Origin of the sequence: Shewanella sp. TC10 (genome assembly GCF_009663145.1) — a bacterium.
GTDB lineage: Bacteria > Pseudomonadota > Gammaproteobacteria > Enterobacterales > Shewanellaceae > Shewanella.
Genome location: NZ_VKHR01000087.1, coordinates 1 through 13626, shown reverse-complemented (window position 1 = coordinate 13626; position 13626 = coordinate 1). Strand labels below are relative to the sequence as shown.

Sequence of the window (13626 nt, the reverse complement as noted above, 5' to 3'; positions counted from 1 at the left end):
TAAATCTGCGTSAGYAAATAAAACACCGCCAAATGGCGGTGTTTTTTTATCACGCAGATTTATCTAGACTGATACCACATTGGGTATGCTCTTACTCCACTATCGAAAATCACTCACGCTTCCAACGGGGGCGCCCTCCCATCCAAAGCTCGCCAGAATCTTAAGTGCAGGATTGATGTACTAAACACCTTTACTTGACCACATCATTAAGCACATCAGAATGTGCGAGAAGGGCCATTTCTGGAATCACGCAATTTTCTTGATGAACTCTATATATAGGAGTATCCAGACCAATGAGCTAGCAGGCTAATGATTCTCCGTTTGAAGTGTCCGAAGGCGTTGAGTGAATTTGCATAAGCTCGACATGGATGTCGAGATAGCCTCAGTTGAGCCAGGGATGGCGAATCTGAGGCGTTAGTAAACTCACTTATAAGACTGAGGAAATTACACTTCAATGGAGCGGGTGGGAGTTCCAAGAGGGAGTTGCCGTTCACTCCCTTTTGGTCTGGTGTGGGCGAAGCGCCACGACTTTGATCTGCTTTAAAAAAAGAAATGAACTAACCCAAAAGTAAAATTAAGCTAAGATCCCTTGTGCATGAATTAAAGATTTAAGCTCTTCATCACTGGGTTTTAGTGCAATCACATTATCAATCTGTATCTGCAGCGATTGCCAAATTGGCTCGATGATTTCTGCTTGTTCATCATTTGCATATTGTTTTGCAAGTTTAAGCAGTGACGCTGACTCCACCACATCGATACGTTTAAATACGCCGTCTGCCAGTGCAACACTGAGCTCTATCATTGCGGGTACACTGCGGCCGTAATTAATGACATCACGTAAGTAGCGCTCAGCTAAACACACATCAGCGCCTATACCTGAATCATCATTTAACATGTGCTGGGCACGGGTAAACATGGCATCTAATTGTCCTTGCTCTGCCGCTTCTGCTAACCAATGTTCACTGGTATTAGGGTTTGCTTCACAGCCTTCGCCATTAAATAACATTAAGGCTAAGTGATACTGGGCATGAGGGTAGCCTGCCTGTGCCGCTTTATTAATCCACTCAAATGCTTTATCAAGTTGCTGCTGCTGATAATACAGCACGCCCAGATTTGACATGGCTTCAGTGTTTTCAGCCATTGCTGCTTGTTCTAACCAGTTTGCCGCAATGGTTAAATCAACACTGAAGTTTTCGCTGCCAACCAAATAGAAAAAGCCTAATAAGGCTTTAGCTTCTATCACATCAGCTTTTGCAGCTCGTTCAATGGCTAACTCACCTGCCAGCTCATTTTTGCTGCCGTTATAACCATGAAGTAATGCCACTCCATGTTCAAACAAGGCTTGCTGATGTTTATCTGATGCCAGTTCAAACCAATTAGCAGCCTGTTTAAAAGTGCTTTCAGATTCGGCATGCTCCGCAGCATCTTGCTCAAGAGATTGCTCTTGTTCTTGTTGCATCAAGGCTTTGGACTTTAATGACATCCCTACAAGATACTGGGCTTGGTGGTCATTGTGCATTACTGCTTGATAGCAAAGTTCGCGGCCTACGAATGAATCAAATGCTTCAAACTGGAATTCAGGGGCTTTTTTACGATGCACTTTAGGGTAAAGCAAAGTAATTAACGACAAGATATTTTTGATAGTCTTTTCGGCCAACGAGACTAATTGTTCTTGGGTTAAATGATATTTTTCAGGATGGGCGCCGCGATTACCGTCACTACGCAATCGATGCAATGCACGAGTGGTAGGCACATCAATATAACGCATGCGATTTAACTGCTCGATGCGGTCATATAGGTTTGGGCCATTAAACTTAACTGAATGTTTTTCAGCTAATAACGAAGTGACTTGATGGGTAAAGCTGCGAACAAACACCAAAGCTTGGGTGGGAATATCCCTGACATAACTCTTTGCTTTGGTGTAATCATCCACAATTTCAGCTGAGAAGCCGCCAATAAACTCAATATCATTTAACACTGGCGGTTACTCCTCTGCTGTCGTTCACTATTCAGTTAGATTTCAGTGGTATCAGATTCACTTTCATCGGTATTACGGTTAACCATATACAATCTAAATAGCGCAACGTTAACGAATAGTCCTAAAAATGCGAACAAGGTATCAATAATAACTCGTAGCGGGAATCCACCGAACTCAGTTAACTGCAAAACGATGCCACCGACCATTGAAAGCGGTAGATATAGCATCAAAATCATCATTGTTTTCAATACGATTGGTGACGAAAACTTAAAGCTACTTTTAATGGCTTCTAATGGTGATACACGCTCAACAATGACCATAAAGTTAACGTAGGCAAGACGTGCGAACAGATAAAAACTGATACTTAAACCAATAATCCAAAATGGTCCAAATACTGCGAATAACATCACTGGCGCTAAAATAGCTAAACCAGAGAACACCCCTGCAAGTAAAAGTGGCGGCACAAAGGTAAAGCTGTTTTTCAGTACTAAACCTGGGGTGACTTCGTGTCCGCGTGAACGAACTTCCAGATATAGAGTTAACGCTGCGATTAGCAACGAGAAGATGAGTAATAGCACCATCATAGCGGCGCCGTGGATAGCACCAAATTGTGGTACCTCAACTTCAGCTTGTGCTGCCAGCTCACTACCAAGCCATACTTGGATCATGACCTGTATTAATAGTAATGGCACAGTAAGTGATGCAAGCTGCGCCACGTGGTTACGAAAGAAATTATATGCTTCAGTCAAAATTGCAGACAATGACATGGGATTTCCAATAATCTAAATAAGACAAATATGCTGCTAAGGATACCGAAAAAACGCTGTTTTTGCACAATTGATATTGTTGTAGAGTAAAGTTAGCTAAATCATTTGTCACATTTTTGTGAATAACGTTAAAATGGTCACAGGATCACGAAAACTAACCTTTAATCATTCAACATGAATCATAGGATGGCCACGATGAAATTAAGCCCAGCAGTAAGTCTTTTAGTCGCGATGTTTGCAGTTACTTCTCCAGCACAGGCAGGTTGGTTAGACAGTGTTTTTGGTACTGAAGAAAAGAAAGTAGAAAAAGTGGAGACTACCGCTGACGCACAATCTGCTGATTTAGTTGGCAATGTGATGTCACAACTTGGTCTGAGTAAAGATCAAGCTGAAGGTGGCTTAGGTTCCTTGCTAAGCCTTGCACAGTCTAACTTAGGCGACTCTGACTTCAGCCAGCTATCAAACAGTATTCCAGGTGCTGATGCTCTTTTATCTGCTGTTCCTGCTTTGTCTTCAGATGACGGTATGTCAGGCCTTTTATCTCAAGCTGGTGATTTAGGTAAATCTTTTGAAGGCGCAGCTATGGTATATGATGCGTTTGAAGAGTTAGGCATTAAAAAAGAATACGTTGCTCCAATGGTTGATATCGCTAAATCTTACTTAGAAACCAATGGTACTGAAGGCACAGTTGATTTGTTAACAAAAGGCCTTAGCTCACTGCTTTAAGCGTGATGCCGATAGAGGATTAATTTTAATTAATGCCGAGCCATTCGCTCGGCATTATTGTCTCTGTTAAGCTTAATCTAATCTACATTTTCAACACTCGCTATTGCTGCAGTGAATTTGCAGTCGTTTTAGGAGGCATTATGATCGCGAAGTTAAAACAGTTTTTACAGTCGCACGCTCAGGCAACCACTCCCGAAGATCAAGCACAGCAGCTGAAACTTGCGGCGGTGAGTTTACTGCTTGAAGTCATGTATGCCGATGAAACCCTAGACGAGGAAGAAGTAGCGATGTTGCCAGATATGATAAGTGGCAACTTGAATATCAGTGCAGCAGAAGCCAATGTATTAATTGACGAGGCTAAGTTAGTTCAGGGCAACTCTATTTCATTATTTGAGTTTACTGCTGAAATTAATGCTCAGTGTTCCATTGAGCAAAAGCAAAAGCTCTTATTGTGTATGTGGAAACTTGCCTATTCAGATGGCAAATTATGCCGCAATGAAGACCAAATTATTCGCCGCACCGCTGATTTACTGTACTTAAAACACAGTGAAGTGATTCAAATGCGCAATATCGCCATGGAAGAACGTTAAGCCCTTTATAGCTTCAATCCAAACGACATCCAAATAAAAAGCGCGGCTCTAGTAACAGAGTCGCGCTTTTATCATTTTTGCTGCATGTTAATTAAAATGCAGCATAAATTACGCAGCTTGCTTACGCGTTTGATGTTGTTTTTGCCAATACATAAATGGCGCGACCACCAGCACTAAAATAAACGAATACAACATGTTTTCTGCCAGTGCGATACCCACTCCAATGCAAAATAAACAGCCGCCTATAATCAAAGGTAAATAACGTTTGCTGAGCAATTTGGCAGCTGACAACATGGTGAGCAAATAGATAATCACAAATACGCCGTTACTCCAGGCAATTAAATCCTCAAGTTTTTGCTCCGTAATAAAAGTGAGCGTAATGACTACGGCCATAGTAATCAAAATCGTCACGAGTGCGCGAAGTGGTACCCCGAATTGATTTAGTTGGCTAAAGTAACTTGGTAATACACCTTCTTTACTGAAACTCCACAATAATCGGGCCGCACTAGCGCAATAGACATTCACTGTCGCCAGTCCGCTAGCGATACCTAAGATACCAATGACTTGTGCGCCCATTCCCTGCCAAACCATATCGCCCAATAGCCCATCAAAGGTATGGATCATAGCAAGACCCGCTTTGTCGCTAGGCACCAGTAGTAATAGCAAAGTACAAATCAGATAAATAATTCCCACCAGTACAGTGCCCATCATCATCGCAGGCAACATGTCTTTTTTAGGATTTTTAAAGTCATTCGCTAAGTGGGTCATGGCTTCAATACCCAAAAAGCTCCAAAAACCGATCCCCATGGCTAACATCACTGTAGACATTTCTGGGGTCGCTAAGCTTGCTAAAGATTCAACTTCACTGACATTTGTACCACTAGCGCCAAATAACACCGCAACCACAGCAACAATGGCTAAGGTCAGCGCAAATTGCAGCTTGGCCGACACTTGAATGCCGCGATAATTTAAAACTAATAGCACCAGCACGATAGCCAGTTCTGCAGCAAGCTGCCCCCAGCCCGTGATAGACACCAACGCGTCCATAAATTGGAAAGTCATTAAAATTGCCGCTGGCGCACCTATCGGAATAACGAATAAAAATATCAGCCCAATGGTTCTGCCTGCTGTTGTGCCAAAAGCTTTTTCAATGAAAAAAGCTGGCCCAGCGGCGTGAGGAAAGCGACTAGCTAATAAACCAAACACCACTGCCACAGGCAAAATGGCGACAGTTAAAATTGCCCACGCCAATAAAGCACCACTATTTGCCACTGCAATGGTCATTTGCGGCAGAATAAATACGCCTGTTCCCAACAAAGTGGTGGCCATCAAGCCTGCACCTTGCCAGCGCCCTATCGTTCCTGTAATTTGATTCATTGGCTTATTCTATGGTGAAGTTTGCAAGAATTATAAAGTGAATTTGATAAACAAACTGCCGTAAACGCCCTACAAGATCACTTATAAAACCGACACTTTGACGGTATAAGTAACATTTACCCACAATATGACGGTCAGTAAACATTAAGCGAGTTATAACATGGACAAATTTGATCAACTCATCATTACTGCATTACGCGCAAATGCTCGCCAAAGCATTTCGCATATTGCTGAAGCTGTCAGTTTATCACGTAGTGCAGTGACTGAACGGATCAAAAAACTCGAGCAATCAGGGATTATTCGAGGCTACCAAGTACTATTAAGTGAGTCGCAAAAAGAAGGCGTCTCCGCTTATTTTGAAATTCAGCATGAACGCGCCAGCTGCGCAGATGTTGTCCACGTTTTCCATGCGATCCCTGAAGTGATTACCTGCCAAGGTATTACCGGTGAAATGGATTTATTGGTGTACGTTAACGCTCCTTCAATGAAGAGGCTACACGAGATCCGTGAGTTTATTGATGCACAAGCTGACATCATTAAAATTAAAACCCACGTGGTAATGAGTGAATGGATTAACAATCAAGCGTAACGCACATTTTCGAATTAATTAGTTGGTTATACTGATGAAAATAGCCAAATATATACAGAAATACGACTAAGATAAGAGGTAGTTTGCAGCACTTGCTGAGACTGCACAACAGGTTCATACGATCTGTTAATACAATCAGTTAATACGACCTGTTCATACAATCTGTTTCAACATCAAATTTTTAATTGGGTATTTATAACTATGCAAACACAGTCAACTTCCGACATCAATTTACTCTGGGGTGCCTTAATCCTTGAAGAGCTTGCGCGGCTTGGTGTTAAACACGTTTGCATGGCGCCAGGTTCTCGCTCTACGCCACTAACGCTCGCAGCCGCCGCACAAGATAAACTTGAACGTCACCTGCATTTTGATGAGCGTGGTTTAGGCTTTATGGCACTTGGACTTGCCAAAGCCAGTAACAGCCCAGTTGCCATCGTGACGACTTCAGGCACAGCAGTAGCGAATCTATATCCAGCCATTGTTGAAGCATGGCTCACTCAAGTACCGTTAATTGTATTAAGTGGTGATAGACCACCTGAACTCATTGGCTGCGGTGCTAATCAGGCGATCATTCAGCCAGCAATTTTTGCCGATTACGCTAAACAAGTAAATCTGCCGACACCCGATATCGCCATTAGCCCTAATACGTTATTAACTACGATAGATGAAGTAGTCAGCAATCAAACTCAGCCTGTGCATTTTAACTGTATGTATCGTGAGCCATTGTACCCAACGGAATTAGAAACTTTATCTCAGCTCGCAACATCTGCTTTATCAGGTTATGTCACTCCTATTGCTGACTGGCTAGAGCATCACTTCCCTTATACTGACTACGGTCACGTCTGTGCATGTAACTTGCCGACTGAAGACACCATGATGCGCTTTGTTCATGGTAAAGGTGTTGTCGTGGTGGGCACATTATCCCCTCAGGATAACCCACAGCAAATCATTGAGCTCGCCCAAAAACTTGGCTGGCCGATTATCGTTGATGCTCAATCTCAACTTAGACAGCATCCCAGTGTAATTGGTCATATAGATCAGCTTTTACTCAACCCCAAAGCGGCTAAATTTGTTGAACAAGCCGATCGAGTTTTAGTGTTTGGTGGCCGCTTTATTTCTAAAAGATTAATCAGCTTTATTGCCAAGCAGCAATGGCACAGTTACTGGCAAGTGCTCCCAATACAACAGCGCCTTGACCCTAATCATCAAGCTAAGCGAATTTGGCAAGCCAGTGTATCGGCAATGTGCAGTGCAAAATGGCCACGTTCATCAGATGCCAATTGGGCCCTGCCTTTAATTGAAATGAATCAACAATTAGAAGCTTTGCTGACTCAGCATATTGATCAAAGTAGCTTTGGTGAACCACAAGTTGTTCGCCAGATAGCGAAAGCCCAAACATCACAGCACCAATGGTTTATTGGCAACAGCTTACCTGTTCGCTTATACGATATGTATTCTCCTATCACTTGCGAATCTCCCAATATTTATACTAATCGCGGCGCATCAGGTATTGATGGATTAATCGCAACGGCAGGCGGTATGGCGCTAGCCACTAAACAGCCAAGCACCCTTCTTATTGGCGATATATCAAGCTTGCATGACCTCAATTCGTTAGCCATCACAAAACAAGTGAACAGTCCCTTTGTGATTGTGATTTTGAATAATGATGGTGGCAATATTTTCAACTTGTTACCTGTGCCTAATGAAGCTGTAAGAGACGAATATTACCGCTTAAGTCACGGACTGGAGTTTGGCTATGCTGCAGCTATGTTTGGCTTACCGTATAACCAAGTGGACTGTTTAGCGAGCTTTGATGAAGCTTATGCCGATGCGATGGCCTTTGCAGGTACTTCTGTGATTGAAGTGAATGTCAGCCCGAATCAAGCAAGCGATCAAATAAAGCTCATTGCACAATGGGTGAAACAACACTAATGCCAACCATTAAACGTTACGGTGACACAGCTTTACCAGCACTGGTTTTATTACATGGTTTTTTAGGTTCTAAAGAAGATTGGCAGGCGAGTTTGCCAATTTTAAGTCAGTATTTTCATTGTATTTGTATTGATTTGCCTGGGCATGGCGAGAATGAACAAATTTTGCCAACCCCTGGGTTTGAAACGCTCGCAGAAATTATCACCTCTAAAGTGGCTCACCTAGGTTACCCACAATTTCATTTGTTGGGCTACTCTTTGGGCGGGCGCGTGGCGCTGCACATTGCAAAATTCCACCCTGAAGCGCTTTTGAGCCTGATGCTAGAGTCCGCACACTTAGGTTTATGCTCTACCCGAGACAAGCAAGCAAGGCTGAAACACGATCAAAAGTGGGCTGATAAACTCGCTAACCAACCGATCAAGTCATTTTTAAACCAATGGTACCAGCAACCAGTATTTGCTGAATTAGATGACGCGTCTCGCGAGCAACTGGTTAATATTCGCAGTAAAAATAACCCTCAAGCCTTGTTGCATTGTTTTCAGAGTACTTCGCTTGGTTTACAAGATAATGGCCAAAAAGTACTGAAACAATTACACTGCCCGACATACTTGTTGGTGGGTGAACAGGACAGTAAGTTTTCTAAGTTGGCTGAAAAATGGCAACAGAAACTCGAATTATCTGTCATCACTATTCCAAATAGTGGCCATAATACCCATAAAGCCCAACCACAGATGTTCGCAGCGAGGGTAATACAGCTGCTTTATCCATAACTGCTAGCCAAGCGTTAAGCAGTCGATACTCGATATAAAAGGACGAACGCTTCATGCACACTGATGACCACTCTTCTCACGAGCTTGAATCAAATCAGCACTCAAGTTCTGAACAGACAAAACCTGCCGTCATCAGTGAGCTTACACTTCACCGTTACCAAATCCCATTAGCACCGACCTTACCTGTGGCAACTCAGCGAATAGATCAGCGCTTTGGTATCACCGTCAGTGCCACATTAGACGATGGCAGAAGTGAGCGCGTAGAAATCAGTCCACTGTCAGGCCAAGATATTGAAGGTGAAACTCTGATTGGCTTTAGCAAAGAAACCCTTGAGCAAGTTATCAGTTCCCTTGAACATGATTTACCTCAGTTAATCAGCAAACCATTAACTGAATTAGTCACATTAGCTGAGAAAATAGACTTACCCTCAGCAGCATTTGGACTCAGTTTATTAGCACTTAAGTTCAGCCCTGCATTTCAATATGCTCATGTGGATGATCGTAAAATTGGCTTATTTTACTACCAAGGTGAGATGACTAATGAAGCATTAACAGCAAAGATCAATGCACTACCACAGCGAACGTATGCGATAAAAGTTAAAGTAGCTCAAGCAGAAATTGAGCAAGAAATTCGATTTATACATCAAATATTGGCCATCAATCCAAAACTCAAATTACGCCTAGATGCCAACCAAGGTTTTAGTGCTGAGCAAGCGATCGAGTTTCTAGCATGTTTGCCAAAGGCGAGCATTGAATACATTGAAGAACCTTGCAACACCATCGAGCAAACCTTACATGTATATCAAGCACTGAAAATTCCTTTCGCGCTCGATGAAACCCTAAATGATGCCAACTACCAATTTGCAATGCTTGATGGCTTGGCTGCGTTAGTACTCAAGCCAATGATTATCGGCCATACCAACAAACTCGCTCAGCTGATTGAAGCTGCTACAGAAAACGGCGTTCGCTGCATATTAAGTTCAAGTTTAGAGGCCAATTCAGGTATCAAGGATTTAGCGACGTTAGCTGCGGTGTTAACCCCTGATGAGATCCCAGGACTTGATACATTAGCCAGTTTTTCAGAACCGTTAATAGAAGCAAACAATCAATTAAATCCGCAGGTAACCCAGTTAATTAGTCACTATACTTGTGACTCGTAAATTCAAGTTTGATACCGCTAAATAAAGGGTTGTGATGATTTCTCCGCTGCACCAAACAGCTTTAAATTCACCTGAAGCGACGGCTATTCAGTTACCAAAAAATAGCCGTCATTATGCTTGGCTCAATCACCATGAAACTGCCAATAATACAGTTATTCATCATGCAGCAAGTCATGGCACTATCAGTATTAGTTATTTGCAACTGAGCCAAATCGTCTCAAACCTCGTTGAGTCGCTACAAGCTCAGGGAGTTAGCCGAGACAGTCGCATCGCTTGTATCAGCAGCAATAACCTTGAAATGATTTGCCTATATTGGGCATGTGTTGATATCGGCGCTATCTTTTTACCCATATCTCCTCGTTTTCCCATATCTCAAGTCGCTGAATTATGTCAGCGATTTGAAATCGACTACTTTTGGTTTGAAACCATCAATGCTGAAGTCACTAGTGATAATTCCACTCACAAAATCGCTGAGCCTGAATTAGCGGGTATTACCCAGCTTAAACTTGAGCTAGCAGTTACGTTAACTCACGAGCTAACTAATAAGTCTTATAACGACAAACACACCACCAGCAAGCCAACTGTAGATGCTGATAAACCACTGAATATTATTCTCACTTCAGGTTCAAGTGGCCGCCCTAAAGGCGTAGTGCATTGCTTAGCAAATCATATTGCTAGTGCATCAGGTTCAGCCAAAAATATTCCGCTAACGCTAAATGACAGCTGGCTATTATCCTTGCCGCTATTTCATATCGGAGGCTTAGCCATTATTAACCGCTGCGCATTGGCTGGTGCAGCTGTGGTATTAAGTAGCAAGCAAGCTTTATGGCAACAGATTACTGATGCAGAGGTTAGCCATGTATCGTTAGTGGCAGCTCAATTAACTGAGATTTTAGCCCAACATCCACAGGCTTTAGATAGAGTAAAAGCACTCTTGTTAGGTGGCGGCGCTATTGAGCCTCATTTAGTCTCAGCGCTCGCTGATAGGCATATTAATGCTTATTGCAGTTACGGTATGTCTGAGATGAGTTCGCAAATCACCACAGCATTGATTAACCCTCAAGGGCATTTAGGTAAACCGCTTGCCAATCGACAACTAACTATTCGTGACAGTGCAATTTGGGTAAAAGGTGAGTGTTTATTTTTGGGCTATTTAGCGAATGGCTTGAATGAAGAAAGCTCAGAATCAAATAAATTACTATCGCTGTCAAAACCAACGGATGAACAAGGCTGGTTCAACACCCAAGATTTAGGCGAACTCGACGTCGATGGCAATCTTCACTTACTTGGCCGTGCTGATAATATGTTTATTTGTGGCGGTGAGAATATCCATCCTGAAGAAATCGAAGCTGCAATCAAGGCGTACCCATCGGTCGAAAATGCCATTGTGTTTGCACAAGAAGATCTCAAATTTAGCTTATTACCAGCTGCGATTATCCAACTTAAAGCTAGTGAACAACTAAACAGCCCAGCCACTAGCGATATAGAAACGACTAAACTAGTAAGTGAAGATTCAGAGAGTGAAGATTCAGAGGCTAAAACCACAGATGCTCAAACCACAGAGACTCAAACCTCAGAAAATAGGGTGACGACAATCAGCGCAGCTAAAATTAACGCCATAGAAGCATTGGTGCTAACAAAGATTGCTCGCTTTAAACGCCCGCGCCATTACTACACCTGGCCTAATGACGTAGTGACCACAGGGCTAAAAATTCCTCGCAAAGCCATTATTGCTGCAGTTAAACAACGAATAGCTAAGTCATAAGCCCTAGCTAAAGCTAAAACCATAGGCACCAGCCACAAATTTCAGCCATAAAAAAACCTGCCGTAGCAGGTTTTAATGGTTTCGTTTCAGGTGAAAACGAATAGAACTAGATTTCCATACAAGACTTAAGCTTGTTCATTGCATTCTTCTCAAGCTGTCTAATACGTTCTGCAGACACTTGATATGTTGAGGCTAACTCTTGCAATGTCGTTTTATCATCGTCTAACCAGCGGGCGCGCAAAATATGCTGGCTACGCTCGTCTAGTGTTTTGATTGCTGAGAATAAACGTGCTTGAGAATCAGATTCCCAATTTTCGTTCTCAACTTCAACCGCTACATCTGAAGAATGATCTTCTAAGTAATGAACAGGTGCAAAATCGACACTGCTGTCATCGTCATTGTCGCTGGCTAAATCAAATGCAGGATCTTGCGCCGCCATACGCGACTCCATTTCGGTGACGTCTTTTTTAGACACCCCTAAATTCTCTGCTACCATGCCGACTTCTTCATCGCTAAACCAGCCTAAACGCTTTTTAGTTTTACGAATATTGAAGAATAATTTACGTTGCGCTTTAGTGGTTGCAACTTTCACAATACGCCAGTTTTTAAGAACGTATTCATGAATTTCAGCTTTAATCCAATGCACAGCAAAAGACACCAAGCGAACACCAACACCAGGATCAAAACGTTTTACCGCCTTCATCAAACCGATGTTACCTTCTTGAATAAGGTCTGCTTGCGGCAAGCCGTATCCAGAATAACCTTTCGCCACATGCACAACAAAGCGCAAGTGAGACATAATCAGTTTTTTTGCAGCATGTAGATCGCCAGTTTCTTGCAAGCGTTTTGCAAGCTCCTGCTCTTCATCTGCCCCAAGCATCTCGATGCCTGTGACTGATTGCATATAAGCTTCTAAGCTGCTACTTCCTCTAGGGACAGTGAGTGACATAGATTGCGATTGAAAGGCCATTAAAGCTCCTACTATTACTGCGTTTTTAACACTTATATAACTTAAAATATTTTAAGTTAAGTGGTGAACTATCTATTATCGGACAACATATGTCAACAGTGGTTCAACACAAGGATGCACACAAAATGCGCGCTGAATTATACTCTGCTGAATACAAAGCAATTGCAAGTGAACAAATGTTCATTTTTAGTCCAAAATAATCTTACCAGCACACTTGGACACCACATATTCCCATAATAGTACGACAGTAATATTAAGAAGGTTCAATTGCGCGTAGATGCTGTCTCACCGACAAATATGAACCTAACCAGCCTAAAAATGACGCCAGTAATACCAACTTAACTAACTCTGCCATACTTAATGCCTGAATTTGAAGTTGACTGCCATATAAGCCAAGCAGTTCAGCGAGAGCTGAGTCGAGATACCAGACAAGAAGGTTAATGATGATCCAAGCGAGCACGCCGCCAATCACCCCATACCAAATGCCTGTGTAAAGGAAGGGCCTTTGAATAAAGGCTTCAGTTGCACCGACGAGCTTCATTACTTCGATTTCGGTGCGGCGATTCATAATCGCTAATCGAATGGTGTTGCCAATCACTAAAACAACCGCCAATACTAATAACGCAGCAATCGCCAGTACCGTGCGTTCAATCAATCTCACCATGGCTTGCAGCCGCTCTAGCCATTCAATGTCTAAACGACCAAAACTCACTTCCGGTTCACGCTCAAGCTTTTCAAGTAATTGCCTCGCACCTTCAGGGCTGGAATGACGCTCTAAAGGGGTCACGACAACCACTGCAGGTAAAGGGTTACTGTCTAAATAAGATAGTGCTTCACCAAAACCTGAAAGACGTTGGAATTCTTCTAGGGCTTGATCCCGATTGATGTAATGCACCACATCCACTTCGGCGTAAACATTAATGAAGGCCGCAGTGAACAATCAATACAAAGTCTGATTTCACGGATTAATGTTTACGCCGAAGTGGATGTGGTGCATTACAT

11 protein-coding genes and 1 pseudogene are annotated in these 13626 nt (G+C 42.7%); 7 read left to right on the top strand and 5 right to left on the bottom strand.

The features are described 5' to 3' along the window. Positions 1-574: 574 nt before the first annotated feature. Positions 575-1978: a tetratricopeptide repeat protein gene (locus FNZ24_RS20450; RefSeq protein WP_153916643.1), complete on the bottom strand. Its 1404-nt coding sequence runs from the start codon at positions 1976-1978 to the stop codon at positions 575-577. Between the two features lie 35 nt (positions 1979-2013). Beyond that, positions 2014-2745: a hypothetical protein gene (locus FNZ24_RS20445; RefSeq protein ID WP_153916642.1), complete on the bottom strand. Its 732-nt coding sequence runs from the start codon at positions 2743-2745 to the stop codon at positions 2014-2016. 195 nt (positions 2746-2940) lie between these two features. Here FNZ24_RS20445 and FNZ24_RS20440 point away from each other — a divergent pair, with 195 nt between their 5' ends. Further along, the gene (locus tag FNZ24_RS20440; RefSeq protein WP_153916641.1) at positions 2941-3471 is read left to right on the top strand and encodes a DUF2780 domain-containing protein; all 531 of its coding nucleotides are present in this window, start codon (positions 2941-2943) and stop codon (positions 3469-3471) included. Positions 3472-3611: 140 nt separating this feature from the next. Next, positions 3612-4061: a TerB family tellurite resistance protein gene (locus FNZ24_RS20435; RefSeq protein ID WP_153916640.1), complete on the top strand. Its 450-nt coding sequence runs from the start codon at positions 3612-3614 to the stop codon at positions 4059-4061. 108 nt (positions 4062-4169) lie between these two features. Here the strand turns inward: FNZ24_RS20435 and yjeH are convergent, their stop codons facing one another. After that, on the bottom strand, positions 4170-5438 hold the full coding sequence (gene yjeH / locus FNZ24_RS20430) for an L-methionine/branched-chain amino acid transporter (protein WP_153916639.1): 1269 nt from the start codon (positions 5436-5438) through the stop codon (positions 4170-4172). Positions 5439-5598: 160 nt separating this feature from the next. Here yjeH and FNZ24_RS20425 point away from each other — a divergent pair, with 160 nt between their 5' ends. The 5 genes from FNZ24_RS20425 (at position 5599) to FNZ24_RS20405 (ending at position 11654) form a co-directional block, all read left to right on the top strand. Continuing rightward, a complete protein-coding gene (locus FNZ24_RS20425; protein ID WP_153916638.1) occupies positions 5599-6027 on the top strand; it encodes an Lrp/AsnC family transcriptional regulator in 429 nt (142 codons plus the stop codon). 201 nt (positions 6028-6228) lie between these two features. After that, a complete protein-coding gene (gene menD / locus FNZ24_RS20420; RefSeq protein WP_153916637.1) occupies positions 6229-7959 on the top strand; it encodes a 2-succinyl-5-enolpyruvyl-6-hydroxy-3-cyclohexene-1-carboxylic-acid synthase in 1731 nt (576 codons plus the stop codon). After that, complete coding sequence (gene menH / locus FNZ24_RS20415) at positions 7959-8729, top strand: 2-succinyl-6-hydroxy-2,4-cyclohexadiene-1-carboxylate synthase (RefSeq protein ID WP_153916636.1); 771 nt, start codon at positions 7959-7961, stop codon at positions 8727-8729. Before menD ends, menH begins: the two co-directional genes overlap by 1 nt. A gap of 53 nt (positions 8730-8782) precedes the next feature. Next, on the top strand, positions 8783-9889 hold the full coding sequence (gene menC, locus FNZ24_RS20410; protein ID WP_153916635.1) for an o-succinylbenzoate synthase: 1107 nt from the start codon (positions 8783-8785) through the stop codon (positions 9887-9889). Between the two features lie 34 nt (positions 9890-9923). Further along, positions 9924-11654 carry an AMP-binding protein gene (locus FNZ24_RS20405; RefSeq protein WP_153916634.1) on the top strand — a complete coding sequence of 577 codons (1731 nt, stop codon included), beginning with the start codon at positions 9924-9926 and terminating at the stop codon, positions 11652-11654. A 106-nt stretch (positions 11655-11760) separates the two neighbouring features. Here the strand turns inward: FNZ24_RS20405 and rpoH are convergent, their stop codons facing one another. Together rpoH and ftsX are read right to left on the bottom strand one after the other, a co-directional pair. Continuing rightward, a complete protein-coding gene (gene rpoH / locus FNZ24_RS20400; protein WP_102526739.1) occupies positions 11761-12624 on the bottom strand; it encodes an RNA polymerase sigma factor RpoH in 864 nt (287 codons plus the stop codon). A 253-nt stretch (positions 12625-12877) separates the two neighbouring features. Further along, positions 12878-13546, bottom strand: a pseudogene (gene ftsX / locus FNZ24_RS20395) (permease-like cell division protein FtsX); the annotation flags it as partial. Positions 13547-13626 lie beyond the last annotated feature (80 nt).